Source organism: Kitasatospora sp. NPDC005856 (assembly GCF_040629945.1).
In the GTDB taxonomy this organism is placed as follows: domain Bacteria; phylum Actinomycetota; class Actinomycetes; order Streptomycetales; family Streptomycetaceae; genus Kitasatospora.
In genome coordinates, this window is sequence record NZ_JBEXWT010000033.1 from 22,205 (window position 1) to 47,813 (window position 25,609).

The 25,609-nt window shown below is 68.7% G+C and carries 23 protein-coding genes; 6 read left to right on the forward strand and 17 right to left on the reverse strand.

The features are described from left to right. Positions 1–2: 2 nt before the first annotated feature. From ABZ449_RS20955 to ABZ449_RS20980, 6 genes are all read right to left on the reverse strand, one after another. Positions 3–2,219, reverse strand: coding sequence for a helicase HerA-like domain-containing protein (locus ABZ449_RS20955; RefSeq protein WP_360347737.1), 2,217 nt, complete (start codon positions 2,217–2,219; stop codon positions 3–5). Between the two features lie 38 nt (positions 2,220–2,257). After that, entirely contained in the window at positions 2,258–3,361 is a 1,104-nt protein-coding gene (locus ABZ449_RS20960; protein WP_360347740.1) for a hypothetical protein, read from the reverse strand. 32 nt (positions 3,362–3,393) lie between these two features. Further along, positions 3,394–3,765: a hypothetical protein gene (locus ABZ449_RS20965; RefSeq protein WP_360347742.1), complete on the reverse strand. Its 372-nt coding sequence runs from the start codon at positions 3,763–3,765 to the stop codon at positions 3,394–3,396. A 29-nt stretch (positions 3,766–3,794) separates the two neighbouring features. Beyond that, positions 3,795–4,715, reverse strand: coding sequence for a single-stranded DNA-binding protein (locus ABZ449_RS20970; protein ID WP_360347744.1), 921 nt, complete (start codon positions 4,713–4,715; stop codon positions 3,795–3,797). A 995-nt stretch (positions 4,716–5,710) separates the two neighbouring features. Further along, a complete protein-coding gene (locus ABZ449_RS20975) occupies positions 5,711–5,947 on the reverse strand; it encodes a hypothetical protein (protein ID WP_360347746.1) in 237 nt (78 codons plus the stop codon). A gap of 36 nt (positions 5,948–5,983) precedes the next feature. Beyond that, on the reverse strand, positions 5,984–6,352 hold the full coding sequence (locus ABZ449_RS20980; RefSeq protein WP_360347749.1) for a pentapeptide repeat-containing protein: 369 nt from the start codon (positions 6,350–6,352) through the stop codon (positions 5,984–5,986). On the opposite strand from ABZ449_RS20980, the gene ABZ449_RS20985 reads away from it, so the two are divergent. Then, positions 6,346–7,011: a hypothetical protein gene (locus ABZ449_RS20985; RefSeq protein WP_360347752.1), complete on the forward strand. Its 666-nt coding sequence runs from the start codon at positions 6,346–6,348 to the stop codon at positions 7,009–7,011. The genes ABZ449_RS20980 and ABZ449_RS20985 overlap by 7 nt on opposite strands. Positions 7,012–7,979: 968 nt before the next feature. After that, positions 7,980–9,113, forward strand: a complete 1,134-nt coding sequence (gene rsgA, locus ABZ449_RS20990) for a ribosome small subunit-dependent GTPase A (protein WP_360347754.1) — start codon at positions 7,980–7,982, stop codon at positions 9,111–9,113. 73 nt (positions 9,114–9,186) lie between these two features. Here the strand turns inward: rsgA and ABZ449_RS20995 are convergent, their stop codons facing one another. After that, on the reverse strand, positions 9,187–9,645 hold the full coding sequence (locus ABZ449_RS20995) for an ASCH domain-containing protein (RefSeq protein WP_360347757.1): 459 nt from the start codon (positions 9,643–9,645) through the stop codon (positions 9,187–9,189). A gap of 278 nt (positions 9,646–9,923) precedes the next feature. On the opposite strand from ABZ449_RS20995, the gene ABZ449_RS21000 reads away from it, so the two are divergent. Both ABZ449_RS21000 and ABZ449_RS21005 read left to right on the forward strand, forming a co-directional pair. Next, positions 9,924–11,579 (forward strand): AlkA N-terminal domain-containing protein, encoded by a 1,656-nt coding sequence (locus ABZ449_RS21000; RefSeq protein ID WP_360347894.1) that lies wholly within the window; start codon positions 9,924–9,926, stop codon positions 11,577–11,579. Further along, on the forward strand, positions 11,576–12,085 hold the full coding sequence (locus tag ABZ449_RS21005; protein WP_360347759.1) for a methylated-DNA--[protein]-cysteine S-methyltransferase: 510 nt from the start codon (positions 11,576–11,578) through the stop codon (positions 12,083–12,085). The genes ABZ449_RS21000 and ABZ449_RS21005 overlap by 4 nt, the downstream gene beginning before the upstream one ends. A gap of 102 nt (positions 12,086–12,187) precedes the next feature. Here the strand turns inward: ABZ449_RS21005 and ABZ449_RS21010 are convergent, their stop codons facing one another. Both ABZ449_RS21010 and ABZ449_RS21015 read right to left on the reverse strand, forming a co-directional pair. Beyond that, positions 12,188–12,697: a GNAT family N-acetyltransferase gene (locus ABZ449_RS21010; RefSeq protein ID WP_360347762.1), complete on the reverse strand. Its 510-nt coding sequence runs from the start codon at positions 12,695–12,697 to the stop codon at positions 12,188–12,190. Positions 12,698–12,740: 43 nt separating this feature from the next. After that, a complete protein-coding gene (locus ABZ449_RS21015; protein WP_360347765.1) occupies positions 12,741–13,259 on the reverse strand; it encodes a MarR family winged helix-turn-helix transcriptional regulator in 519 nt (172 codons plus the stop codon). Between the two features lie 282 nt (positions 13,260–13,541). Between ABZ449_RS21015 and ABZ449_RS21020 the strand changes: the two genes are divergently transcribed. Next, positions 13,542–15,056, forward strand: a complete 1,515-nt coding sequence (locus ABZ449_RS21020) for an MFS transporter (RefSeq protein WP_360347767.1) — start codon at positions 13,542–13,544, stop codon at positions 15,054–15,056. Between the two features lie 18 nt (positions 15,057–15,074). Here ABZ449_RS21020 and pth read toward each other — a convergent pair whose 3' ends face one another. The 4 genes from pth to ABZ449_RS21040 form a co-directional block, all read right to left on the reverse strand. Then, on the reverse strand, positions 15,075–15,683 hold the full coding sequence (gene pth, locus ABZ449_RS21025; protein ID WP_360347769.1) for an aminoacyl-tRNA hydrolase: 609 nt from the start codon (positions 15,681–15,683) through the stop codon (positions 15,075–15,077). A 225-nt stretch (positions 15,684–15,908) separates the two neighbouring features. Then, complete coding sequence (locus tag ABZ449_RS21030; protein ID WP_360347772.1) at positions 15,909–16,643, reverse strand: DUF305 domain-containing protein; 735 nt, start codon at positions 16,641–16,643, stop codon at positions 15,909–15,911. After that, the gene (locus tag ABZ449_RS21035; protein WP_360347775.1) at positions 16,640–17,305 is read right to left on the reverse strand and encodes a DUF3105 domain-containing protein; all 666 of its coding nucleotides are present in this window, start codon (positions 17,303–17,305) and stop codon (positions 16,640–16,642) included. The genes ABZ449_RS21030 and ABZ449_RS21035 overlap by 4 nt, the downstream gene beginning before the upstream one ends. A gap of 101 nt (positions 17,306–17,406) precedes the next feature. Continuing rightward, positions 17,407–17,874, reverse strand: coding sequence for a hypothetical protein (locus ABZ449_RS21040; protein WP_360347778.1), 468 nt, complete (start codon positions 17,872–17,874; stop codon positions 17,407–17,409). Between the two features lie 397 nt (positions 17,875–18,271). On the opposite strand from ABZ449_RS21040, the gene ABZ449_RS21045 reads away from it, so the two are divergent. Continuing rightward, complete coding sequence (locus ABZ449_RS21045) at positions 18,272–19,936, forward strand: hypothetical protein (RefSeq protein ID WP_360347781.1); 1,665 nt, start codon at positions 18,272–18,274, stop codon at positions 19,934–19,936. A gap of 967 nt (positions 19,937–20,903) precedes the next feature. On the opposite strand, the gene ABZ449_RS21050 is transcribed toward ABZ449_RS21045, so the two are convergent. From ABZ449_RS21050 to ABZ449_RS21065, 4 genes are all read right to left on the reverse strand, one after another. Then, entirely contained in the window at positions 20,904–21,503 is a 600-nt protein-coding gene (locus ABZ449_RS21050) for a TetR family transcriptional regulator C-terminal domain-containing protein (protein ID WP_360347784.1), read from the reverse strand. A 118-nt stretch (positions 21,504–21,621) separates the two neighbouring features. Then, the gene (locus tag ABZ449_RS21055; protein ID WP_360347787.1) at positions 21,622–22,671 is read right to left on the reverse strand and encodes an agmatine deiminase family protein; all 1,050 of its coding nucleotides are present in this window, start codon (positions 22,669–22,671) and stop codon (positions 21,622–21,624) included. 80 nt (positions 22,672–22,751) lie between these two features. Next, the gene (locus ABZ449_RS21060; RefSeq protein WP_360347790.1) at positions 22,752–24,473 is read right to left on the reverse strand and encodes an urease subunit alpha; all 1,722 of its coding nucleotides are present in this window, start codon (positions 24,471–24,473) and stop codon (positions 22,752–22,754) included. A gap of 70 nt (positions 24,474–24,543) precedes the next feature. Next, a complete protein-coding gene (locus ABZ449_RS21065; protein WP_360347793.1) occupies positions 24,544–25,254 on the reverse strand; it encodes an urease subunit gamma in 711 nt (236 codons plus the stop codon). Positions 25,255–25,609 lie beyond the last annotated feature (355 nt).

A 25,609-nucleotide genomic window follows, 5' to 3' on the forward strand; every position in this document is an offset into this window, starting at 1 on the left:
GATCACTTCCTCTTCGGAGACCTCCTCCCGATAGGAGGGGGCTCTTGGACGGTCTGATCGGAAGGTTTCTCGGCCGTGGCCTGCTCCTGGGACGCTTCCGCCTCGGGTGACGGGGAGGCCGGCCTTTGGGACCGGGAGCGAACCAAGCGTTCCTGACGCTGCCTGATTTGGGCCTCGACCTCGTCCCGGGGAGTCCCGAAGCGCTCGCGGCTACGCTCGCGCACGCGTTGCAAGATGCTTTCGGAGGTGGGAGCCTGCGTTGAGCGGATGAGCCCAAGGATCGCGTCTTGAAACTCCTGCTGCTTTTGGTAGTGCTCCGGACCGGGCGCCCAGTCGCCAGCGCCCTGGCGAGCAAAGTACTCCGGATCGGCACCTCCAAGCTTTTCGCTGATTCGAATTGCCCTCTCCCTGCGCTCCTGTTCTTCCTCCTCGATCGCGAGAAGTTCTACGTGAGATACCTGTACCTCGCGATGGGTCCGTAGTCTCACGTAGGCGTGGCGCGGCAGCAAGCCCTTGATGTTGTTGGCCAACTCGGCCTGCGCATCGGTTATCGACTGAGTTGGCTGGCCACCATGGCCAGGAATAGCAGTGTAGAGAGGTTGCTCTGACAAGAGTTGGCAGAGCTCGTAAAAATCCTTAAAGAACGCGTATCCAGCTTCGCCCATCTCGCGGTACGCAGTGAGCTTGGAAAGATGTATGTCCAGCGCGTTGCCGATTTTCCCTATATCTGCGCGGTATTCGTCTTGAATCCTGAGGAGAGAGGACGGATCGTTAAGAGGCCGCGGGTCTCCCGATGCAATGCGGCGGAAGAGTTCTTGCAACCACTCGTTCCATGGCTCGGAAATCCACACGGAGGCGGCCCAGGGCAGATTAAGCGCATCTCTGAAGGCATATGCAATGTCTGCTGCTCGACTAAAAAACTCCGAAGACTGCAACGAAACATCATGTTTCATCACGTCAATGAGAAGCTTGGATATGAGCTGCGCACCCTCCTGTTTGCGAAACGCATAGGAATCGACCACGGTCGCGTCTTGACAAGAAGCAAACACCTTCCTCGCCAAGTCCTGTATGGCCCGGGATTCATGCTTACCTTCGAGGAGTTGTTGCACGGGGTTCATGGCAATCGCTCGTGGCGGTTCTTTGGCTGGGCGAGGAGTAACGTGCATCGCGTCCGCCAGCTCCCGGGCATCATCTCCGCTGGTAGGGCTAAAGCAAATCAGTGTGGCAGCCTGAAGCTCCGCATTCTCGTTTCCAGTATTTTTAACATCAAAGCGAGACTGATGGGCAACCGTCAAGCCGAAGTTATATTTTCGGGTTTCACCAAAGAACAGAGCGGTTGTCGGCGTTGCATACCTGCCGTACTCATCGAGATATAGGTGTGCCCGATTTGGAATCTGCTGCTTTTGCAGCATCTCAGCTCGATTGAGAACAAGACGAGCAAGCAAGCAAACAAAGAGGCCTCCGAGAAACCTGCTTTCCCGCTCGGACCCGCTGCCACCGACAGGAAGACTAATAAAGAGCACTTGCCCAGGAGTATCCAGAAATTCCTTGAGTGGCACGGTGGTTTGAGATTGACCAATGATGCTACGCATGGTCTCGGAACCAAGGAAGGAGTTAAACCTGTTGCGAAGCGGACCGTTACGAGCGAGACGCTCGCGGGTACTGAGCGCTTCGTAATCGCGCCATGAATCTATAAAGGCCTGGCTCTTAAGCCTGCGGGTTAGGCGCGCCCGCATTTCACGGTCCTCGCCCAAAAGGAGCAGCACCTCGGCGAGGGTACATCCCTCGTTGGCAAGAAGCGTGTGAACGAGAAGCTGAAGATCATGATCGAGCTGCGGATAGAGGGTTTCTCCTTCGAACATTCGCTTGAGTACGAGTACAACCTCCGGGGCGATAAGGTCAATCGTCCGTTGCGAACGATCGGGAACTTCAAGCAGATTTAACCCAAAGGGTCGATCCTCCCAGACCTCAAGCAGGTACATCCTATCCAGTGCAGACGGTGGAACTCTGGCCAATACGTTACGAGTGATATCACCGTGCGCGTCTATAACGATGCACGAGACGCCGGCCTGGACATCATCGAGGATGAGCCGTTGGAGAAGCGTGGTCTTACCTGTACCGGTTGCCCCAATGATGGTCACGTGTTCCTCGCGGATGGCATCCGGCAGGTACACGGGCCGGCCAGTGGGGTCTTTACCAAGAAGAAAATCGGGAGGCATATTTCCTCCAGGTCGAGAACGCGCCCTCTCTGTCAACCCTACGCCTGAAGTCCCTTCGCTTCACGCTGCTGTTCAACCTGAGGCCTGTCGTCACCGAGGCTGACCTGCCATCCGTAGGGCTTGGTTGCTTGATTGAGCTCACGTGCAAGATCGACCGGTGAGAGCGGCGGTTTGGTTCCCACTCCGTCCTCCAACATCATGATCACCGCTTGGGTTATATGACTTGCCGCGGTGATGCGATCGCGAACGGAGGAAGAGAGACCTTCGGGCTGTGAGGTGATTTCGCGACATTTGTTCTGTTCGTCAAGCAGCCGGCGGGCGTCACTGAGTTGGGCAAGGAAGTGAATTACCCGAGGGTCCTCCATGTTCTCCTCTGGCAATCCAAGACGCTGCGATTCCTGATGGCAGCGCTGAAGCCATTCCTGCTTCTCCTCGGGGAGAATGGGATCCGTTGGAAACTCAGGGTGGTCATATAGATCATCAGGGTCTAGGCGAGAATTCCACCAAGCATGGTCACCGCTGGGCGGCCTCAAATTGTCAGCCGCCTGGGGGTCATGCCATGCACCATCTGGAGGCGAATGGACTACTTCGGGAAGGTTATGGTAGGCGTTGGGCTCAGAAGACTTGGTGATTTCAAGACCATACTGGTGAAGCGTACCTGAGAGTGTTAGGCCAACTTTATAAACTGAGTGATCCCACATCTGCTTGGGAAAGCCCTCATCGAGTATGGCCAAGGCTCCGGCGTTCAGCAGACGCGCGGAAGCGTGGTAACGATCAGCCAATGAGTGGTCCCCCATATCTTGCTCAACATAGGTTGACCTTGGATACGTGAAGTTGAGGGCAAGGTCCTGGGTATCTTTGATCACCGTGACCAAGGCTTGCACGGCAGGCTCTTTGCTGTATGCCTCAAGCGAGATGCCGCGCTCATGCGCTACCTTGCGAATCTGAAAGTCTCGGCGCATTTCGTGGTTGCCAGGAGCGGCTGGCTCTGGAAGTTTTTGGGTCTCCTGAGAGTTCTGGGCACCTTCCGGGCGTAGTAAGAATGTTTCATTCGAAAGAACCGTCCCGGCAGTTATGGACTTCTTCTTGGGTAAAAGTCGCTCCTTGTCTTGTGGTAATGATTCTGCGGATTCTTCCCCCATATTACTTTTTTCTCACATTTGACACGTTGGCGTCAAGGAAAGGTTTCACTATCGCTCCTCCCCGTGCCTGGCCCTGGCAACGTCTCCTCGTAGGTCAGATGCACAAAGGTGTAAGAGGGAAAATCGTCTTGGGAGCGAAACCCGGCGACAAACGGAGGGACGGCCTCTTTGAGGCCGGCCAGGACTCCGAGGACACGAAGAGCGGCAGTTTGCTTGATGTTCTCCTCGGTGGCAAACGACTGGTAGGAGGTCACCCGAGTCGTTGTCCCATCCTCGTTCTGCCGGTAGTGCTCGGCATGGTGAAGGCAGACCTCGGCGGCGAGGGCATCAAAGAGCTGACGGTAGCGCTCCTTGGTCTTGGGCTCGTGATTGATGGGTTCTGGAAATTGGTGACGTTCTTGCATGGTGACGTACGGCGCGGCATCTCGGATGGTCAGCGCTTGGTAATTGCGACTGAGTAAATCTCCTGCGCGGTCTTTGGTGTGCCGTCCCGGCCTGTGTACTGGCGCTCATGGGGATAACCCACGACATCGATCTCGCTCCCCTTCTTCAGCTCGCCGGCCTCAACCCGCTTCGCAAGAGCAGCTGCCCGCTCGTTGAAGGCGAGAACATCGCGCCAGGTGGTGGTGCCATCCTCGTTGTGCAAGGCAAGGGGGAACTTGGCAACCAGCTTGCCGCCGGCGGTCTCACGAGTCGTAGGCGTTCTGCCAATCCGGCCGGTGAGCTTGACCCGCTCGGGCTCGGCCTCCGCGGCCTCGTGGGTCTGCCCGTCCTGCTGCTTGGGAGGGGCATCCTCTGGTCTGACCCGGGCAGCGCGCTCAAGGGGGTGCTCCGGCTCGCTTGGCTGCGGCGGTTCACCGACCTGGTGGATCATGGGTCGAACATCAGGGAAGGCACCGGGCATGCGGTTGAGGTTGTCAGCAGCCTTCTCCGGCGGCTTGGCCGCAGGTGAAGCTTCGGTGGCTGGTTCCTGTCCGGCCTGCTCGCTGGCATCGGTATCAGGTAGTCCCGGTACGGCAAGGGGTCCGGTGTCGACCTGGTACCCCATGGTGATCGCACCGTCTGGATGAAGCGAGACAGTTGAATGCTCGTGGTCGGCATCCTTCTGTAAGAAGACGATGCCTTCCTCTTCCACACTCGGCAGCGTACCGCCGAACAGCTCGATCCGGGCTCCCTTGGTGGTGATGCGGGAGACCCCGCTGTCAGGAAAGGTATCCAAGCTTAGGAAGCTGTTGTCCCCTTGCACCTGGAAGTGATGGCCCTGGCCAAAGGCCGGGTCTACGACTTCCTGCGGCCTAGCGCCTAGCGCTTTGGCAACTGCCTCTTGATCGAATGATTCGCTCCGTTCTGTCATAGGAAGCTGGATTATAGGCATCAGGGGCAGCAAAAGCTGTAAGGGGGATTACAAACAAAAAAGACCCCCACTCGGGAGTCTGCCCCAAGCTCGGGATTAGCGTATGACCCGAAGGCCTTTAAAGAAGTCTCCGCCTGTCGGGACGTGGCCAATATCCTCTCTTCTTGGGCGGTTATACCATATGCTATCAGGCCTCACGCCTGATTCTCTAATAAGGTTGTTAATTCGATCCTTCCTCTCTTGGGTCCACCTTTCCTCATCAGGAGAGGGAATGGTGATCCGCTTCTTGGCAGGTCGCTCAGCGTCCTGTGTCGACTGTTCCTCCGGAGAAGTGATGGCGGGAGATGCTACTTCCGATGCCTCTGGCTGTTGCGGATCAGCGCGCGGGTCCTTCGGATTTTCAAACGCATCGAATACCACGATAGTCACCTTCACTGAGATGTGAAGTTTGTTGCCATTCTCTCTGGGCTTGTCTTGGCGACTGAAATCGCCTTCGTTTCGCTCCCCCATGGTTACCCCAAAGCGGGGCCGTTCAATTATAAATCCTGGCAGTGCCGTCCGCAACAGGGAAGATTGGAGGGGTCATTCAGGTGAATTCTTCCCTCGGTTGGGCTCTGAAATACCCTGCCGGGCCTGCCCTCGCTGGACGCGGCCCCGAGGTTCAGGGATTGCGGGAGGGCGGCTACGTCTACCTCGGCGGGTGCAACGCCCGGACCGCACAAGCAATCGCAGACACGTTGATGCTCCACGCCCGCTGGACGGGTCGAGTGGTCCCCAGCTCGGCTGACGTCCGGCCGCTGAAACGAAACCACGAAAAAGGGGGTCATAGGTTGTGAAGCGGCTTGTTAGCCAGGTGCGCGCTTAATAAAGCACATCGTGTTTTCACATCCAAAGACCCCCATTTATAGAAAAAGCCCCGCAAGTGCTGGTAGTGAGCGCAAAATGCTCAAGCCAGTCCTACGTGGACTCCTGTTGTTCTGTTGTGTATCTAGTTGTCAGGAAAGGTCATCGCGAGAAGCGATGACCTTCTCAAGCTGCTTACGGTAGCGGCGCGCACGGCGCATTCCCCAGAGCAGCACGGCGAAGGCGATAGCAAGGATTGCAGCGCCCACGCAGTTGTACGAATAGATGGCAAACGCCATCTCCAAGCACAGAACAACGAGCAGAATGATGTAGGCAATACGCCAACAGCGTTCCCGCCGCAGTTCTTCCTCGGTTTCCTCAGGAGTCATGGTATTTCACCTCCTCTCCGTGAGTTGGGTTGGTCGTTACAGGATTCCCCCGTGCCTTCGGGCATAGCGCAAGCCATGCGGGCTCAGCTTTGCCCCGCGAAAGTCCGTGTCATAGAGCCTTGTCCAACGGAACTTTGCCCCGCGAAGGTCCGCCTCACGAAGGTAGGTTTGATAGAGCTCTGCCCTACGGAGGTTTGCCCCACGAAGGTCAGCCTGTTCGAGGGTTGCGAAATTGAGCTCTGCCCAACGCAGGTCCGCTCCAGAAAGGTTTGCCCCACGAAGGTCAGCCCAATGGAGGTCTGCTCCAGAAAGGTTTGCCCCACGAAGGTCCGCTCCAGAAAGGTCTACGTCACGAAGCCTTTTGAATCCAGCCAGCGCCCTCGCGACATGATCAGGATTTGCCATGGTATTTCACCTCCTCTCAAAAAAGAGGGTTGGTTGAACTACTGCTCGCTGGCCTTGAGCTCAGCGAAAGCGTGCCAGTACTGGCTTTCGGCTACGGCAAGCTGGTTGTCTGTTTCGACATGATGCCTGCCGGCTTCGATCCACTGATCGGCGGCTTCGTCACCGCCCTGGGTTTCGAAGTACTGTTCGGCGGCTTCGTGAAGCCGTCTTTCGGCTTCCTCGTGCTTCCTCTCAGCTTCGCGCCATTGCGTCTCGGCTCGCTTGAGCCGGCTTTGAGCTTCCTCAGGAGTCATGGTTTTCACCTCCTCTCGGTGAGGGACGGTGTGTCTGTTTCGTTTCACCTCCTAGCGGTGATGGAGCCAGCGCCAAAGGCCGCGAAAGCCGATTCCGATCAACCAGCCGATCACCGCGACCATGCAATAAGCCATGACAGAACCCAGAGTCAGAAAGAATCCGGTGATCCAGCAGGGCCCGAAAACGGGCCCTGTATCAATGACGAATGCGAAGAGCGCCACCCACAAGAAGTAGTAGGCGAGAATACCGAGGACTATGGTAAGACGCTTGTAGTTCAAGCTATTCACCTCCTCTCAATGAGTTGGTTGTTTGCCTCAGGCCCGTTGCAGAATTGCCCCGTGCTCTTGGGCATACCGCTGAGCTGAAGGGCTCAGCTTTGCACCTCGGTGGCCGTCCTACATGTCTGCTTCCGGCGGATAATCACACCAGCCGCTCCTGACGGAACACCAGTAATGAAGGACCGGGCCTGAGTGTCGCTGCCAGGGCTTTATCCGATTGCCCACAATGGTGGCCTTTCCCTGCCACCAACGAACTGGCTTCTTGCAGAAATGACAAACCATCATGCCTTCGCGCCCTCACTTGAGTTGACTAGATACGTTTTCAAAGAACTGGAGAATGAATTCTCCACATTTGCTTATACCAAAAACTATGAGATAAGTCAATTGGGAAAATAAGATGGAGATGCACCAAGGGGCCAAGGATAAAAGCGCAACTAAAAGAGGTGCCAGGAAAAGCACTACGGGCTAGGTGGTAAGAACGAAAGACGCAGGTGGCAGTTGGGTTAGGCTCACCGTGTGGCGCGGGCGCTGCCCGAGACTCGACCCCTTGCCTGGCTCCCGCGCCTCCACCAAAGCCCCCTGTGGGGGCACCAGAGTCCACTAAGCGGGCGCTTCGCGCCTTGATGCTCACGAAGTCGTTGTGGGCCGACACGGCCCTTGCCGAGCTCCTGGTGACCTGTGGCAGGTGCGTGGTGACACCCGCGCCATGTCACACCTGTGTCACGGGCCCTCTAGAGCCGTCCGAAGCATATGGCTCTGACCTGGACGTTTGCCGGACTGGACGGACAGTACGGACGCCAAAAGCCTGCGGTTCGAGCCGCAGGTCAAAAACAGGTTGGCCACAATCCCCCGCTTCGCTAGCGTGTGACACGTCCGGTTCGGGGGCCATTGGGCCGCCCGAGGAGTAGAGAGCAGGAGGTGAACCCCGTGGTCGTTGTCGCCCCGATAGCTGCCCAGGGCAGCACTCGCGTTCACCTCCTTTTCCCGGCCGCCGGCTGAGCCCTTCGCGCCAGCCGTAGCCCGCCGGGACCATCTCCTCCCGAAGGGCCACTGCGTTGTTCAACGCTGCCTCCGTTCCGTCGTTCTCTTCCTCCTCTTCCTCTTCGTTCTCCGCTGACGCCTCCGCGCTGACCGGCTACGGCTGGACGGCCGAGCTCGCGGAACTCTTCACCCCGTTCGACGAGGCCGGGCTGGTCCCGGCCCGGATCGTCCGGGTCGACCGCGGCCAGTGCGACGCCGTGATCGCCGACCCGGAGACGGGCGAGCCGCGCACCCTCCGGTTCGACACCCGGCCGGTGGGCGACGCCGACATGATCAACTGCCCGTGCACGGGCGACTGGGCGGCCGTCGACCTGGACGCCCAGCCGATGGCCTCCGTCGCCGCGCTGCTGCCGCGCTCCACCGCGATCATCCGCAAGGTGGCCGGCAAGCGCTCCGACGGCCAGGTGCTCGCCGCCAACGTCGACACCGTGCTGATCGCCTCCTCGCTCGCGACCGACCCCGACCTCGGGCGGATCGAGCGCTTCCTCGCCCTGGCCTGGGAGTCCGGAGCCGATCCCCTGGTCGTCCTCACCAAGGCCGACCTCGTCGACGACGCCGACTTCATCCGGTCCGACGTCGAGGCGGTCGCCCCCGGGGTCACGGTGCTCGTGGTGAGTGCCGAGACCGGCGAGGGCATGGACGTGCTCCGCGCCTGCACCCCCGGCACCACCGCGGTGATCGGCCAGTCCGGTGTCGGCAAGTCCACGCTCACCAACGCGCTGGTCGGCTCGCTGGTGATGACCGTCCAGGAGGCCCGCGCGGTCGACCAGAAGGGCCGCCACACCACGACCACCCGCGAAATGATCCCGCTGCCCGGCGGGGGTGTGCTGATCGACACCCCCGGGCTGCGCGAGGTCGGCCTCTACGGTGGCGAGGGCGTGGACCTGGCCTTCGCCGACATAGCCGAGCTGGCCGAGGAGTGCCGCTTCCAGGACTGCGGCCACCACACCGAGCCCGGCTGCGCGGTGCAGGCGGCGCTGGCCGACGGCACACTGCCGCAGCGCCGGATGGACAGCTACCTCAAGCTGCAGCGCGAGAACGACTGGATCGCCTCGCGCACCGACGCCCGGGTGGCCAAGGCGCGGCTGAAGAAGTGGAAGACGATCACCAAGTCGATGCGAGCCGCGGGAGGTCCGGTGAAGCGCTGAGCCCTGGCGCCGACCGGCCGCCGCGCAACGGCCGCCGGCCGGCCTCTGCGGACCTCCGCCGGGCCCGCCCGGCTCAGCGGAGGTCCGCGGTCACCCGGAAGCGCTGCAGAACCACCGGCGTGCTGTCGTCCACGGTGAAATCCGGGTCATCGAGGGCGTCGAGAATCTCCGGGCTGCGCCAGAACCGCTCGTGCACCGCGCGCCACTCGGCCACGCTGGTGCACCCCTCGCCCTCGTCCAGGGCGTGCTGGAGGTCGACCTCCGCGAGCGGGACCACCCGGACGTCCGTGGTCTCGATCACGGCGACCCTACGGCCGTCCGAGTCGAGGACCGCGGAGCGCTCACCGGGCACCGGCAGGGGCTCGCCCTCGTGCTCGTAGTCGGCGACCAGGCCGGTGGTGCTGGTCTTGGCGCCGTCGAGGATCGCGGCGACCAACTGGTCCCGCAGCGGGCCGGGGAACGCGAACTCCGCCGGAGGCAGGGCGACGACGCGCGGGTCGTCCGGGCCGGAGTAGGGCTGTTGTTCGCTCATGCCGCGAGAGTAACGGCGGGACGTCCGGCGAGCTCGCGAATTTCGGGCCGCGGCCCGGCGCGATGGGCCTGCGGCGCGAGGGCCATGTGCCTGGTGCCCGGTGCTTGGTGCCCGGTGCTTGGTGCCCGGTGCTTGGTGCCCGGTGCTTGGGCGCGGGCCGGAGGTGGTGGGCCGTGGGTCACCGGGTGTGAGTGGTGATCCATGGGTCGACACCCCACCCTGTGGTGGGCGGTGGGGGGAGGGGGAGGGGGAGGCCCCCGAAGCAGCGATCAATGGCGATGTCCGATTCCCGCCAGTCACCCCCTGCCCAGTGCCGCAAACTGGACAGCGTGATCGACGACGACATCCGGTACCGAGCCGTGGACAGCCGCGACGCCCGCTTCGACGGGGTCTTCTTCACGGCGGTCACCTCCACTGGCATCTATTGCCGTCCGAGCTGCCCGGCCGTGACCCCGAAGCGCGTCAACTGCGTCTTCTACCCCAGCGCCGCTGCCGCCCAGGGAGCGGGCTTCCGCGCCTGCCGCCGCTGCCGCCCCGACTCCGTGCCGGGCTCGCCCGAGTGGAACCACCGCGCCGACCTGGTCGGCCGGGCGATGCGCCTGATCGGCGACGGCGTGGTGGACCGCGAGGGCGTCGCCGGCCTGGCCGGCCGTCTCGGCTACAGCGCTCGCCAGCTGCAGCGCCAGCTGACCGCCGAGCTCGGCGCCGGCCCGATCGCGCTGGCCCGCGCCCGCCGCGCGCAGACCGCCCGCCTGCTCCTCCAGACCACCGAACTCCCGGTCACCGACGTCGCGTTCGCGGCCGGCTTCGCCTCCGTCCGCCAGTTCAACGACACCGTGCGCGAGGTCTACGACCGCACCCCCAGCGGCCTGCGCGCCGAGGTCGTCGCCGGCCGCCGCACCGCGACCCCGGCCGGCGGCCTCACCCTGCGCCTCGCCTACCGCGGCGCGCTCGACAGCGAGCACCTGATCGACTTCCTCGCCCTGCGTGCCGTCCCCGGCGTGGAGGAGGTCGTCCCCGGCGCGCGTCCCGGTGTGCGCGTGTACCGTCGCACCCTCGTGCTCCCGTACGGCCACGGCATCGCCGAGGTCGACGGCCTGGCACCGGGCGAGCCGCCCACCCGCGGCTGGCTCGACTGCCGCCTACTGCTCGCCGACCTGCGCGACCTGCCGACCGCCGTCCAGCGCCTGCGCAACCTGTTCGACCTGGACGCCGACCCGCTCGCGGTCGACGAGCAGCTCGGCGCGGACCCGCTGCTCGGCCCGCTGGTCCGCGAGCGCCCCGGCCTGCGCTCGCCCGGCCACGTGGACCCGCACGAGCTCGCCGTCCGCGCCGTCCTCGGCCAGCAGATCAGCGTCGCCGCCGCCCGTACGCTGGCGGGACGGCTCGCCGAGAAATACGGCACCGCGCTGCCCGAGCCCAGCGGCGGCCTGCGTCTGCTCTTCCCGACCGCGGCTGCCCTGGCCACCGCCGACCCGGAGGACTTCGCGATGCCCGTCGCCCGCCGCCGCGCGCTCACCGGCCTGTGCGCCGCGCTGGCCGAGGGCGTGGTCCGGCTCGACAGCGGGGTCGACCGGGAGGAGGCTGCGGCCGGCCTGCTGGACCTGCCCGGCATCGGCCCCTGGACGGTCGGCTACCTGCGGATGCGGGCGCTGGCCGACCCCGACGTCTTCCTCCCGAGCGACGTGGGCGTCAAGCACGGTCTGCTCCGTCTCGGCGCGGCCGGGGACCCGAAGTCCGCCGCCCGCGCCGCCGAGGCTTGGGCCCCGTGGCGCTCCTACGCCGTCCACCGACTGTGGGCAGGCCCCGTGAGCACCGGCCCCTCGGGCGCCGGCCCCACGAACACCGACAACACCATCAGCGGCACCGGCACCACCAGCAGCGGCGGCAGCGACAGCGACAGCAGTACCGGAACGGAGAACGAACGAGCATGAGCACCACCGTCTACACCACCATGGAGAGCCCCTTCGGCCAGTTGCTGCTCAGCGGGGTGCTGCCCGAGGAGGGCGGACCGGCCGCGCTGGCCACCGTCACCGCACCCGGCCAGAAGTACGCGCTGGCCGAGCCCGCCGACGACTGGGTGCTCGACCCGGAGGCCCTCGCCGAGCCCGTGGCCCAACTGACCGACTACTTCGCCGGCAAGCGCACCGGTTTCGACCTCCCGCTCGCGCCCGAGGGCACCGAGTTCCGCCGCCGGATCTGGGCGGCGCTGGACGAGATCCCGTACGGCACGACCGTCACCTACGGCGAACTCGCCGAGCTGGCCGGGCAGGAACCGCGCATGGTCCGGGCCGTGGGCGGCGCGGTGGGCGCCAATCCGCTGCTGATCGTCCGTCCCTGCCACCGGGTGCTCGGTGCAAGCGGCGCGCTCACCGGCTTCGCCGCCGGCGTGGACCGCAAGCGCTGGCTGCTGGATCTGGAGAGCGGCACCCTGTTCTGACCGCCGGGGCCCGCGAAACCTCCGAGCACCGAACGACCGTGCGCCGAACGCCGAACGCCGAACGCCGAACGACCGTGCGCCGAACGACCGTGCGCCGAACGCTCAACTCCGCAGTTCCACTCGCCAGTTGTTGCTGCGCATGAACCGTCCGGGCGGGAACTCGAAGTCCGTCTCGCCGAGCAGCGTGAACCCGGCCTTCGCGCAGACCGCGTTGGAGGCGGGGTTGTCCACCGAGGGGAAGGCGTGGAGGTGGGGGTGGGCGGCCTCACGGCGGGCGGCCTCGACCGCCGCGCGGGTCGCGGCGACCGCGATGCCCCGCCCCTGGAAGCCGGGCAGCACGTTCCACCCCATCTCGTGGACGGTCCGGCCCTCCCACGTCCGGGTGCCGTACCCGACCGTTCCGACCGCCTCGCCTTCGGGCAGCAGCACGATCCGGTACATGCAGCCGAGCCCGGAGGGGACGAAGTCCAGGTAGCGCCGGTGCCGTACGAGCAGCTGCTCCGCGCTCTCGGGCCCGCCGACGTGCTTCTTCATCTCCGGAGTGTTGACCCGGCGCAGCAGCGTGAGGTCGTCGTCGGTCCAGGGCTCGATCCGTACCTCTGCGGTGGTCATGCCGGGGACGGTAGCGCCGGGGCGGCCCGGCGGCCAGCGGTTTTCACCCGGCCGCGGGCCCCTGCTCGGGTCCGGCGCCCGGCTGGGCGAGGGCGCGGGCGAGCTGCTCCAGTCCCGGCAGGGCGTCGATGACGGCCGCGCGGTCGGCCGGGTCGAGGGTGCCGAGCGCGGTGGCGATGCGGCGCTCGTGAGCGTGCTGCCAGTCGTCCAGCTGCCGCCGGCCCGCCGGGGTGAGGGCGATCCGGGCGGTGCGGCGGTCGCCGGGGTCGGCTTGGCGGTCCACGAAGCCGGCGTCGAGCAGCTTCCCGACCAGTCCGCTGACGGTGTTGGGTGCGAGCCGCTGCCGCGCGGCCAGCTCGCCGACCCGCAGCGGTGCGGCGGCCAGCGTCTGCAGGAGCTCGACCTGCGCCATCGGCAGGGACTCCCACGGGTAGTCGGTGCGGATGCTGCTGCGCAGCGCGCGGCGCAGCCGGGTGACGGTGTCGGTCAGCTGCCGGGCGTGCTCGACCGCCGGGTCGGGGCTTCCGGTGGCGGGGTCGGGAACGTGTGGTGACGACGGCATGGCGGACAGCGTATCGCCTGGTACGGAGCGGTCGGGCGCCCGGTTCGCCGGCAGGTTCGTCGGCGAACCGGTCCCCGGGGGCGCGCTTGTTGCGGCTCTTCCCAGAGCTCTCCAGCACCTCTCCCGCCAGCTCTCCCGGAGCTCTCCCGCGGCCCTCCCGAGGCTCTGCTGCAGGCCTCGCCGCAGGTGTCCGTCCGGCACCGTCCGCACCGTGGGACGCATCCTGTCGTAGGACGAGCTGCTCGTAGAGAGAACATATCTGTATCCGATATATTCGTATCCATGAACGCCACCGTCCTCGCCACGCGGCTGCTCACCGAGCGGCCCCGGCCGCGTGGCATAGCCGGCTGGCCCCACGCCCACTGGCTCGCCGTCGGCACGGTCTGTCTCGGAGCCTTCCTCGGCCAGCTGGACGCCAGTGTCATCGCGCTGGTCTTCCCCGCCCTCGGCCGCCACTTCGACGCGAGCTTCGCCGCCGTCGAGTGGGTCGCCCTCGCCTACCTGCTGGTCCTGGTCGCCCTGTTGGCCCCGATCGGCTGGCTGTCGGACCTGGTCGGCCGCAAGACGATGTACATCGGCGGCTTCGCGGTCTTCGGCCTCTCCTCGCTCGGCGCCGGATTCGCCGGCGGCCTCTGGGCCCTGGTCGGGTGCCGCGCCGTCCAGGCGGTGGGCGCCGCCATGATGCAGGCCAACAGCGTCGCCCTGGTCGCGCGGGGCGTCCCCGAGCACGCGATGCGGCGCGCGCTCGGCATCCAGGCCTCCGCCCAGGGCCTCGGCCTGGCGCTCGGTCCCAGCCTCGGCGGGCTGCTGGTCGAACACGCCTCGTGGCGCTGGGTGTTCTGGGTCAACGTGCCGATCGCGTTGTTCGGCATCCTGGCCGGCTGGTTCCTGCTGCCCCGCACCCGGGTGGCCGGCGCCCCGGCCGCCGTACCGGGCCCCCGCCCCGCGAGCTCCGCGGGCCGGGAAACCGGCTACAACTCCGGCCGGGCCGAGTCCCGCGGGACCGGGACCCGTCGGACCGGGACCCGCGAGGCCGCCCGCTTCGACCTGCCCGGCCTGCTGCTGCTCACCGGGGCGACCACCTCGCTGCTGCTCGCCCTGTCCACCGCCTCCGGCCTGCCCCTGCCCGGCTGGGCGGTGGCCGCCCTGCTGCTCGCCTCCGCCGTCCTGAGCCTGGCGCTGGTGCGCCAGGAACGGCGGGCCGCCCGGCCGATCCTGGCGCCCGGGCTGGTCAACACCCCAGGCGTGCGCTCAGGCCTGGTGGTGGCGCTGATCGGCTACCTGCTGCTGTTCTGCCCGCTGGTGCTGGGCCCGGTGCTGCTCACCGGTGCCGGGGTGTCGACGGCCCACGCGGGCCTGGTGATCACCCTGCTGCCCGCCGCGTTCGCGTTCGCCGCGACGGTCGGTGGCGGGCTGCTGCCCCGGGGCTGGTCGGACGTGACCAGGTGCCGCTGCGGTGCGCTGCTCGCGGCCGGCGGGCTGCTGCTGTTCGCCCTGCTGCCGGCTTCGGACGCGGCGGCGCTCCCGCTGCTGATCGCCGGTTACGGGCTGGGCCTGCTGCTGCCCGCCAACAACGCGCTGGTGATGCGGGCGATACCGGCGCAGTGCTCGGCGGTCGGCGGTGGCATGGTGAACATGGCCCGCAGTCTCGGCACGGCGCTCGGCATGGCGCTGTCCGTCCTCGGCGTCCATCTGGCGGGCGCCGAGGACGGTGGGCGGACGGTGCTGTTCGTCCTCGCCGCGGTCGCGGCGGCCGCCGCACTGCTCACCCGGCCCGCCCGAGGCGCCCGATCCTGAGGCCCGCAGGGCCTCCCGCTACGCGCCCGTAGGGGCGTTGGGGGCCTTCGGCGCGTTCAGGGCGTCCTGGGCACGGTTCAGGCCGCGCCCCACCAGCGTCTCCAGGGCATCCGCGCACCGGTCCAACTCGCCCGGCATGGCGGCCAGTTCCTCCTCCGAGAACCGCTCCAGCACGAAGTCCCCGACGCTCTGGCCCTTCGGTGGACGTCCGATGCCGAACCGCAGCCGGACGAAGTCCCGGGTGCCGAGCGCCTCGCCCACCGAGCGCACCCCGTTGTGGCCCCCGGGACCGCCGCCGCGCTTGAGCCGGGCGGAGCCGAAGGAGAAGCCCAGGTCGTCCTGCACCACCACCAGCCGCTCGACCGGGACGCCGTGGCGGCGCAGCAGTGCGGCCACCGGGCGCCCGGACAGGTTGATGGACCACCACAGCGGCTTGGCCAGCAGTACCCGGTGGCCGTGGAGCCCGATCTCGGCCACCAGGGTGGCGATCCCGCGCCGGCGGAACCGGGCGCCGTGCCGTTCGGCCAGCCGGTCCACGGCCAGGAAGCCCACGTTGTGCCGGGTGAGCCGGAACCACGGGCCGGGGTTGCCCAGTCCGGCGATCAGCCAGGGGGCGTCGGGGGTCATGCGGGCGTTCTCCGGAGGGGTGGAGGGAGGGGGAGCGGCGGACGGCGGACGGCGGACGGCCGGGGCGCGGCGGGGACGGTACGGGACCGTCTCCGCCGGCGCCCCGGCCGTCCGGGGAAACACGCGGGACTCACGGAACACGTGGGACACGACCGGACACGACCGGACACGACCGGACACGACGGGACACGTGGACCCCGCAGTGCGAGCCCGCGGAACGAGCGCTCAGGAGGCGGGCACGCCGGGTTCGGCGCCGCGCTCCTTGAGCATGTCGGTCATCAGCTGCAGCTCGGAGGTCTGGGCGACCACCATCGACTGCGCGAGCCGCTCCTCGGCCTCGTTCCGGGCCTTGTCGACGTAGCCCTGGGCCATCTCGACGCCGCCCTTGTGGTGCTCGATCATCAGCTGGAGGTAGTACACCTCGGCGTCCCGCCCGCTGAGCGTGCGCAGCTTCGCGATCTGGGTGTTGGTGGCCATGCCGGGCATCAGCGAACCGTCGTGGGCCTGGTAGTCGTGGCCCATCTTCATCCACGCCATCGGCGTGGCGGTCGAGTGCTGGGAGAGCCCCCACTGGTCGAGCCAACCCATCATCATCCCGCGCTGGTTGGCCTGGGTGTTGATGATGTCGAAGGCCAGGGTGCGGGTCGGCCCGTCGGCGGTGCGGTCCCGGACGACGAAGGACAGGTCCACCGCCTGCTGGTGGTGGGTCGCCATGTCGCGGGCGAACCCGGCCTCGGGGGAGTCGTCCGCCGGGACGGACAGCGTGGACGAGCCGGACGCCGAGGTCCCGCTCGCCACCAGGGCTGGCACCCCGAGCGCCAGCGCCACGGCGGCGGCCAGCGCGGCCGGCCACCACATGCGGCGGCGGCGCGGGGCCCCGGTGTCCTCGACTCCGTCCGTCGCGGCGTCCGCGTCGGTGCTCGCGTCGGTGTTCGCCACGGCGTGCCCGTCGGCGGTCACATCTGCCCCATGGTGCAGGAGGCGCCCGGCTCCTGGGTCTGCTTGCCCTGGACGTACTTGGTGAAGAACTGCTCCACCCGCGGGTCGCTGGCGCTGTCCACGGTCAGCTGGGTGCTCCAGGCGTTCAGGGTGATGGTGCCCTGCTCGTCCGGGTACGGGCTCATCATCGAGTACGGGGTCTTCTTGACCTTGTCGGAGAGGATCTTGATGTCGTCGGGGGTGGCCTTGCCGTTGTACGTCACCCAGACCGCGCCGTGCTCCAGCGAGTGGACGGCGTGCTCGTTCTCGAGCGGCTGGTCGTAGACGTGGGCCATGCAGTCCGACCAGATCGCGTTGTGGTCGCCGCCGACCGGCGGGGTCATCGCGTAGGTGACCTTGTCCTTGACGTGGGTGCGGCTCAGCTCGCCGAAGGTCTTCACGCCCGGGATGTCCGCGTTGGCGGCGGTCTCCTTGTCCTTCTTCTTCTGGTTCTGGTCCATGACGATCCAGGTGCCGGTGGCGATCGCACCGATCACCAGCACGCCGGCCGCCACCGAGGCGACGATCTTGTTGCGCCGGTCGCGGCGCTGCTCGGCGGCGCGCAGCTCGGCTATCCGGGCACGGCGGTCGAGGCCGCCCTGCTTGCCGCCGGGCTTGTTGGACTGCTTGGAGGCGGAACCCATGGTGGTCGTCCTTGTCCCCGCCGCACCGGTCGGTGGCGGCGGTCATCTGGTGTGAGAGGAGGGGCGGATCCGCCGGCGGCTGCGCCGGCGCTGGGTTCCACTCAGGACCGGTGGACCTGGAGTTCGTGCAGATCGGGCACCGGGTGCGCGCCGTCCAGCAGACCGGCGGGCACCACCCGGGGCAGCGCCTCGGGCGCGGCCGGCGCCAGCGGTGACACGGCGGGCTGCGGCTGCGGCGGCGGGTTCGGCAGCTGGGCGTCCTGCGAGCAGTACGGGTGGCTGGAGCAGCCGTTGTCGCGCGGCGGCTGGCCGTCGGCGGTGCAGAGGATCCAGTGCCCCTGCTCCTCGGCCGTCCGGCGGTGGTCCGAGGACTTCGCGGGCTTGGCGACCTTCGCGGCGTGCCCGGTGTAGGAGGCGTGCCCGGTGGCGACCTGGACGCTGACCACGCTGACGACGGTGACGGCGCCGGCCGGGGCCGCGTGCGGCGCCGGTTGGCCGGAGCCGTCCACCGCCTTCGCCTGACCCGCGCAGGGCAGCAGCGTCAGCAACGTGACGAGCAGCAGGACCAACAGCCCACCTGCCGGGCGGCCCGCGGATGCGGCCCTCCCCGGTCGGGGCGAACTGGGGGCCGACGCGGTCATGCGCACATTTAATCAGCCGAACGAGTGATGCGATGCCCCCCATCGGCCCTCATTTTCGGCGGCCCGCACACCCGGATGACCAGGAAACGCCCTGCTCCGGACACATCCGGCAAGCACGGACGGAACGGAAGCGGACGAGCGGGTGGCGCCTTCGGGGACGGCCCGGCGAACCGCCTGGTGAGCGCGGTGGCCGGGATGTTCCGGTGGGTGACCGGTTGTCGCCGAAACCCGGACAGGGTCCTCGCAGGTGGAGAACAATGACGTCAGCCCGGCCCGCCCGGCCCGCCGGGGGCGGCGCGACCACGGAACGACCAGGAGCCGCCAGATGAGTAAGCAGGGTGCACCCGCACCACAGCCGCACCGGCCGGACGACGGCTGGTGGGACGCCGTCTACGACGGTCCGGCGGGCACCCTCCCGGACACCCCGCACGCCGACCCGGGGGACGGCAGCGTGGACGACTGGTTCGACACGGCGGTCGGGCTCATCGGGCAGCAGCGCTCGGCGGAACCGGAGTCAGGGGGCACCGGGGAACCCGATGGCGCTCAGGCGGCGGACAACCGGGACAGCATCGACGACTGGTTCGACACCGCGGTCGGAGTGATCGGGGGGACGGAAGGGATCGGGCGTCAGCGGACCTCCACGGAGACCCACCGGTTCCCGGCCCCCGCCTTCGCCGGCGACGCCCCGAAGGCCGCACCCGCACCCGCACCCGAACCGGAACCGGAGCCCGATGTCCCGGACCCGGTCTCGCTGGAGAAGCCCACCCCGACACCTGCGCCCGCCCCCGCCCCCGCTCCCGCCCCCGCCCCGGAACTGGAGCCAGAGCCAGAGCCAGAACCGGAGCCGGAGCCCGCCGCTGCTGAGGAGCCCGAGGAGCCCGAGGAGCCCGAGGAGCCCGGGGCTCCCGTGGAGCAGGTGGAAGCGGACGAACCCGAGGCCCCCGCCCCCGTTCCCACGCCCACCCCCGAGCCCGAACCCGTCCACACCCCGGAACCCGACCCGGAGCCCGTGGCCCAGGCGGCAGCCGCCCCCGACCCCCGCCTGGCCACCCGCGCACCGCTCGCCGACGGCGGCACCGCCGTCCCGCACGTCGGCGAACGCCCCCCGACCTACGGACCCGAGCCGACGGCCGTACCCGAGGCGGACCCGGGTGCACTGCGCGCGCTCGTACCGGACACCGTGCTGGACGGCGCCCAGTACGGCCCGTCCGTCCTGCGCGCCGCCTCCGTCCGGGGCGACTCCGCGCGCTACCGGGGCGAGCCGCGCCGTGACTCCCTGCTGGTCACCCGGTTCGGCGAGGGGCCGGACGGACTGCTGCTCGCCGTCCTCGGCGGCTTCGACCGTTCGGGCGGAGCCGAGGAGGAGACGGTCAGCCCGGAGGCCGTCGCGGCCGCCACCGGGGAGGCGTGCCGCCAGCTCGCCGCCGCGATCGGGCGCAGCCGGGCCGGACTGGCCGCCGACCTGCGCGACGGCGCCCGTGACCGGCTCCGCTACGGCCTCCAGCGCCTGGCCACCGGCGCGGCCGCCCCCCTGCGGGCGCTGGCGCCGCAGGCGGAGGGGGAGGACACCCCGTCCCCGGCGTCGCTGCACTGCCTGATGGTGTCGCTGGACCCGGAGGCCGGCTACCGTGCGGCCTTCGGCGTCGGCCCGGGCGGGCTCTACCTGCTGCGCTCCGGCCACTGGATCGACGCCTACGCGGCCCGCCTGCTGCACCACCCGGACGGCCAGCCGCCGATCCCGGAGGCCCCGGTGCCGGGCCCGCGTCCGTTCCGCTTCCGGCTGGTCCCCGCGACGCCGGGCGACATCCTCCTCCTCTGCGCTCCGGGCCTCGCCCGCCCCATCGCCGACGAGCCGGCCGTCGCGCACTTCCTTTCCACGCACTGGGCCCACCCCCACCCGCCGGGCACCGTCGACTTCCTCCGCCAGGTCCAGGTCCGCGCCAAGGGCTACGCCGACGACCGCACGGCCGCTGCCATCTGGACCGAGTGACGCCCGACCGGCCCACACACCGTCCACCCTCGCACGCGAGCACGAGAAGTCGACTCGATCGACTTCTCACGCGCGGCCCCAGGACAGCCCCACTCTGGCCTGCCGCCCGAGAAGTCGACCAGGCCGACTTCTCACGCACACTGCGCACTCACGCGCGTGCTGGTGGCTTGGCGCCAGTTGTGTCGGGAGTAAATCTGTAGACCGGTCGGCATATTCTCGGCGCTCGGCATGGAGAGGTGCACAGGAAGTCGGCCTGGCCGACTTCTCGCGCGCGAGGCTGCCCGGGCCTGGCATGTATCTGTAGATCGGTCGACATATGTGATGTTCCGGCCCGGGCGGCCGGTATCGGGGTTTGCCTGAGAGGTCGATGGGGTCGACTTCTCATGCGCGCTGCGCACCCCGACGCGTGCGCGGGTGGCTTGGCGTCGGTTGTGTCAGGGAGATCTGTAGGCCGGTCGACATATTGCCTAGCGCTCGACCCCGGAGGTGTGCGCAGGAAGTCGGCTGGGCCGACTTCCCGCGCCCTGGAGCCACCTTGGGCGACAAGCAGCTGCTCGGGACGGCGCACCGCCGACTTTCCGCGCGCGGGGCCGCCCGGGTCGGGCATGAATCTGTAGACCGGTCGGCATATTCGGCTCGGTGGCCGGCAGGCCGGGGGGGTGCGTGAGAAGTCGATGGGGTCGACTTCTCAAGCGTGCGGCGTGCGCGAGGGCGCGAGGATACGAGGACGCGAGGGCGTGCGGCCTGGGGGAGCGGGGCGCTGCGGGAAGGCGACGTGGTGAAGGGCCGGGTGTGGCTGCGGGGCGGGACGCCCGGGCGGCTTGCCGCCTGCTGCCGGGTGTGCGCCGGCGCGGCGGATTCGCGGCCCCGACCGCGAGCTGGTTCACAGCGCTGTGAGGGCAGTTGACGACCTGTTCGGTGTTCGGTGACTGCCCCGGTGCGGCGGCGGCCGGCTGGGCCGGCGGGGTCAGGTGCGCAGGAGGATGCCGGTGACCGCGGTGGCCTGGGTGAGGGCGGCGGGGCGGTGGGCGTCGGGGAGGCCGATGGCGATGGGGACGGCGAGGCCGTCGAGGAGGGCGCGGATCTGCAGTGCGCGGTCGGCGGCGGGGCCCGGGGTGAAGTGGCCGGTGGTGGCGCCCTCCTCGATGAGGGCGACCAGGTCGGCCTGCCAGGGGGTTTCGATCTCCTGCTGGCCCTGGCGGATCTCGGCGCTCGCGGGGGAGCGGCCCCACACCTCGACCCAGAGGATCCAGCGCGGGTCGCCCGCTCCCTCCGGCAGGTAGAGGCGCAGGTAGGCGTCGAGGCGCTGCCAGGGGTCGAGGGTGCGGTCGGCGAGGGCCTCGCGGCGGCGGGTGCCGAGCTGGTCCTCGCTCCAGCGCAGGGTCTCCAGCAGCAGCTGGTCCTTGCTGCCGAAGTAGTAGAGGAGGTGTCCGGCGCTCATCTGGAGCTGCTTGCCGAGCCCGGCCATGGTGAGTTTGGCGAGCCCGTGTTCGGCGATCGCGGCCCGGGCGGTGGCGAAGACCTCCTCGCGGGGGCGGGCCGGCCGGCGCGGGCGGGGGTCGGCCATGTGCGGGTCTCCTCGGTGGGACGGGCGGGGCGCGGCGGGCCGCCCGGGCGGGGGTGTGAGGGCCCCGCCTGGGCAGGCATCGGGCTGGACGGCCGGACGGCCGGAAGGCCGCCGGGCGTCAGAGCGCCTTCGGCTGCTGCTGGGTGATGCAGTGGATGCCGCCGCCGTTGGCGAAGATCTCGCGGGCGTCGACGAGTTCGACGGTGCGGCCCGGGTAGGCCTCGCCGAGGATGGCGGCGGCCTCCTGGTCGCGCGGGTCGTCGAAGGCGCACAGGACGACCGCGCCGTTGGCCACGTAGTGGTTGATGTAGGAGTAGTCGACGGGCTCGCCGTCCTCGTCCAGCAGGACGGTGGGGGCGGGCAGTTCGATGACCTCCAGCGGGCGGCCCCGGGCGTCGGTGGCGGCGCGCAGGACGGCGACCAGTTCGCGGCAGACCTCGTGGTCCGGGTGCGAGGGGTCGGGCTGGACGTGGGCGACGACGACGCCCGGGCGCACGAAGGAGGCGACGATGTCGATGTGTCCGCGGGTGCCGAACTCGTCGTAGTCGCGGGTGAGTCCGCGCGGCAGCCAGATCGCCTTGGTGGTGCCGAGGAAGGCGTGCAGCTCGGCCTCGACCTCCTCCTTGGTCCAGTCGGCGTTGCGGCCCTCGCCGAGCTGGACGGTCTCGGTGACCAGCACCGTGCCCTCGCCGTCGACGTGGATGCCGCCGCCCTCGTTGATCAGCCGGGAGGCGAAGCGCTGCACCTCGGTCAGTTCGCTGATGTGCTCGGCGATGTGCTGGTCCTTGTCCCAGCGGGCCCAGGACTGCGCGCCCCAGCCGTTGAAGATCCAGTCGGCGGCGGCCAGCGAGCCCTTGCCGTCGATCAGGAAGGACGGGCCGATGTCGCGCATCCACGCGTCGTTCAGCGGGCGCTCGACGATGTCGACCCGCTCGGAGACGTACTTGCGGGCCTCCTCGGTCTCGCCGGTGTTGACGATCAGCGTCACCGGCTCGTACCGGACGATGGTGTCGGCGACGGTGGCCCAGGCCTGGCGGGCGGCGTGCAGCTGCTCGGGGCCGTCGAAGGTGGGGTTGGCGGTGGGGAAGGCCATCCAGGTGCGCTCGTGCGGGTGCCATTCGGCGGGCATCCGGTAGCCGAGCGAGGCGGGCGTGGGGGTGGTCATCATCAAGTCCTAAGGGGATCCGGGGCCTTGGGGGCGCGAGGGAAGGCCCGGTGGGGGGCCCGGTGGAGGGCGCGGTGGGGGGCTCAGAGGAAGTAGAGACGGCTGAGCGAGACGCTGTCCGCGGGTTCGGAGCGCAGCGGCGAGCCGTCCAGCGAGACCAGGCCGGTCTCGGTGACCTCGACGTGGCCGACGCGGGCGTTGCGCACCATGTCGCGCGGCCCGATGCCGCGGGTGCCCCGGACGCCGACCCGGCGGCGGCGGGTGGGCAGCCCGTCGGCGGCCTGGTCGAGGTACGCGCCGTCGGCGGCGGCCTGGGCGACGAAGGCCACCGAGATGTCGGCGGCGGTCGCCCCGTGGGCGCCGAACTGCGGCCCCAGGACGAGCGGTTCGCAGCGGTCGGTGGAGGCGTTGGGGTCGCCGACCACGCCGTACGCGGGGAAGCCGGCCTTGAGGACCAGCTGCGGCTTGGCACCGAAGTGGTCCGGGCGCCACAGCACGATGTCGGCGAGCTTGCCGACCTCGATGGAGCCGACCTCGTGCGCGAGGCCGTGGGCGATGGCCGGGTTGATGGTGAGCTTGGCGATGTAGCGCAGCACGCGCTCGTTGTCGTCGCCGCTCTCCGTCGTCCCGTACGAGCCGGTGCCGTCGAGCGGGCCGAGTTCGGCCTTCATCTTCCCGGCCATGGCGAAGGTGCGGCGGACCGTCTCGCCGGCCCGGCCCATGCCCTGGGCGTCGGAGGAGGTGATGCCGATGACCCCGAGGTCGTGCAGCACGTCCTCGGCGCCCATGGTGCCGGCCCGGATGCGGTCGCGGGCCATCGCGGCGTCGCCGGGCAGGTCGACCTTGAGGTCGTGCGCGGAGACGATCATGCCGAAGTGCTCGCCGAGGGCGTCCCGGCCGAAGGGCAGGGTGGGGTTGGTGGAGGAGCCGATGACGTTCGGCACGCCGGCCATCTTCAGCACGTTGGGGACGTGTCCGCCGCCGCAGCCCTCGATGTGGAAGGCGTGGATGGTCCGGCCCTCCAGCACCTTCAGGGTGTCCTCGACCGACAGGCACTCGTTCAACCCGTCGGTGTGCAGGGCGACTTGGACGTCGTACTCCTCGGCGACCCGCAGTGCGGTGTCCAGGGCGCGGGTGTGCGCGCCCATGTCCTCGTGCACCTTGAAGCCGGACGCCCCGCCCTCGGCCAGCGCCTCGATCAGCGGGGCCTCGTCGGAGGACGACCCGCGGCCCAGGAAGCCGATGTTGACGGGCCAGGCGTCGAAGGCGTTGAAGGCGTGGCGCAGCGCCCAGGGCGAGTTGACGCCGACGCCCCAGACCGGGCCGAACTCCTGGCCGATGATGGTGGTGACGCCGGAGGCCAGCGAGGCCTCCATGATCCGCGGCGAGAGCAGGTGGACGTGGGTGTCGATGGCGCCGGCGGTGGCGATCATGCCCTCGCCGGAGACGATCGTGGTGCCGGTGCCGACGACCACGTCCACGCCGTCCAGGGTGTCCGGGTTGCCGGCGCGCCCGATCGAGGCGATCCGGCCGCCGATCAGGCCGATCGAGGTCTTGCGGATGCCCTGGATCGCGTCGATCACCAGGACGTTGCTGATCACCACGTCGCAGGTGTCCCGGACCGCGGCGGGCTTGAGGTGCAGGCCGTCGCGGGCGGTTTTGCCGAAGCCGGCCAGGAACTCGTCGCCGGGTGCCTGGGAGTCGGACTCCACGCGGACGATCAGCCCGCTGTCGCCGAGCCGGACCCGGTCCCCGGCGCGCGGGCCGTGCACGGAGATGTAGTCGTGCGGGGTGATCGAGGTCATGCTCCCGCCTCGCTTCGCTCGTCGCGCCATGCCCTCGTGGAGATTTCGTTCAACTGCTCGCTCTGCTTGCTCATGAGGGCACCTCCGAGTCGTCGAAGCCGGTCAGGTAGCCGGTCGCGCGGGCCTTCGCCAGGGCGGCCTCCTTCGCGCCGGGTGCGTCGAGGGGGCCGTCCACGAGCCCCGCGAAGCCGATCGCGACCCGCTCGCCGCCGATCGGCACCAGGCCGACCTCGACGGTGGCGCCGGGGTCGAAGCGCACCGAGGATCCGGCCGGGACGGCCAGGTGGGTGCCGTAGGCGGCGGCCCGGTCGAAGGCCAGCCGCGGGTTGGCCTCGAAGAAGTGGAAGTGCGAGGTGACCGAGATCGGCACCCCGGAGGTGTTGTGCACGGGGAGCAGCAGCGTCTCCTCGATCGGGTCGTAGCCGGCGCCGTCGCCGATCAGCGCGCCGCCGGGGGCCTCGTCGCCGAGCGAGCCGGCGCCCTTGAACGGGTCGTTGACGACGGCGAGGCGGGTGCCGTCGTCGAAGACGGCCTCGACCTGGACGACGGTGACCACGTCCGGCACGCCGGGCAGGACGTCGTCGGCGGTCAGCACGGAGCGGCCGGCCTCGATGGCCTCGGCCAGCCGCCGGCCGTCGCGGGCGGCCTCGCAGACGGCGTCCGCGATCAGCGCGGTGGCCTCGGGGATGTTGAGGCGCACGCCTCGGGCGCGGCGGGCGCGGGCCAGCTCGGCTGCTGTGAAGATCAGCAGCCGGTCCCGCTCGGTGGGGGTCAGTCGCACGGTTCCTCGCTCGCGGTCGCCGGGGAGGGGGTCGGCTCGGGGCCTCGGGGCTGTCGGTCGTCGATGTTAGAACGTCGTTCAAACATCTCGGGCCATTGAACCCGCACCGGGCCGCCCTGTCCAGCGTTGCCGCTGTGCGGGGGTTCGGCTTGCTGGGCGGGGGATGGGGGTGAGGGGCCGGGCGGGGGTCGGCGGGCCGTGAGGGCCTGGACCTGGCCCACGGGCCCGACCCGTGGCCCCGGTGTCCGGCCCGTCGCCCGTCGCCCGTCGCCCGTCGCCCGTCGCCCGTCGCCCGTCGCCCGTCGCCCGGTGCCCGTCGCCCGGTGCCCGTCGCCCGGTGCCCGTCGCCCGGTGC

Coding starts and splice junctions, on each gene's coding strand:
- ABZ449_RS20955 (WP_360347737.1), bottom strand. CDS start 2,219: ATGCCTCCCGATTTTCTTCTTGGTAAAGACCCCACTGGCCGGCCCGTG.
- ABZ449_RS20960 (WP_360347740.1), bottom strand. CDS start 3,361: ATGGGGGAAGAATCCGCAGAATCATTACCACAAGACAAGGAGCGACTT.
- ABZ449_RS20965 (WP_360347742.1), bottom strand. CDS start 3,765: ATGCAAGAACGTCACCAATTTCCAGAACCCATCAATCACGAGCCCAAG.
- ABZ449_RS20970 (WP_360347744.1), bottom strand. CDS start 4,715: ATGACAGAACGGAGCGAATCATTCGATCAAGAGGCAGTTGCCAAAGCG.
- ABZ449_RS20975 (WP_360347746.1), bottom strand. CDS start 5,947: ATGACTCCTGAGGAAACCGAGGAAGAACTGCGGCGGGAACGCTGTTGG.
- ABZ449_RS20980 (WP_360347749.1), bottom strand. CDS start 6,352: ATGGCAAATCCTGATCATGTCGCGAGGGCGCTGGCTGGATTCAAAAGG.
- ABZ449_RS20995 (WP_360347757.1), bottom strand. CDS start 9,645: ATGAGCGAACAACAGCCCTACTCCGGCCCGGACGACCCGCGCGTCGTC.
- ABZ449_RS21000 (WP_360347894.1), top strand. CDS start 9,924: ATGTCCGATTCCCGCCAGTCACCCCCTGCCCAGTGCCGCAAACTGGAC.
- ABZ449_RS21005 (WP_360347759.1), top strand. CDS start 11,576: ATGAGCACCACCGTCTACACCACCATGGAGAGCCCCTTCGGCCAGTTG.
- ABZ449_RS21010 (WP_360347762.1), bottom strand. CDS start 12,697: ATGACCACCGCAGAGGTACGGATCGAGCCCTGGACCGACGACGACCTC.
- ABZ449_RS21015 (WP_360347765.1), bottom strand. CDS start 13,259: ATGCCGTCGTCACCACACGTTCCCGACCCCGCCACCGGAAGCCCCGAC.
- ABZ449_RS21020 (WP_360347767.1), top strand. CDS start 13,542: ATGAACGCCACCGTCCTCGCCACGCGGCTGCTCACCGAGCGGCCCCGG.
- pth (WP_360347769.1), bottom strand. CDS start 15,683: ATGACCCCCGACGCCCCCTGGCTGATCGCCGGACTGGGCAACCCCGGC.
- ABZ449_RS21035 (WP_360347775.1), bottom strand. CDS start 17,305: ATGGGTTCCGCCTCCAAGCAGTCCAACAAGCCCGGCGGCAAGCAGGGC.
- ABZ449_RS21045 (WP_360347781.1), top strand. CDS start 18,272: ATGAGTAAGCAGGGTGCACCCGCACCACAGCCGCACCGGCCGGACGAC.
- ABZ449_RS21050 (WP_360347784.1), bottom strand. CDS start 21,503: ATGGCCGACCCCCGCCCGCGCCGGCCGGCCCGCCCCCGCGAGGAGGTC.
- ABZ449_RS21055 (WP_360347787.1), bottom strand. CDS start 22,671: ATGATGACCACCCCCACGCCCGCCTCGCTCGGCTACCGGATGCCCGCC.
- ABZ449_RS21060 (WP_360347790.1), bottom strand. CDS start 24,473: ATGACCTCGATCACCCCGCACGACTACATCTCCGTGCACGGCCCGCGC.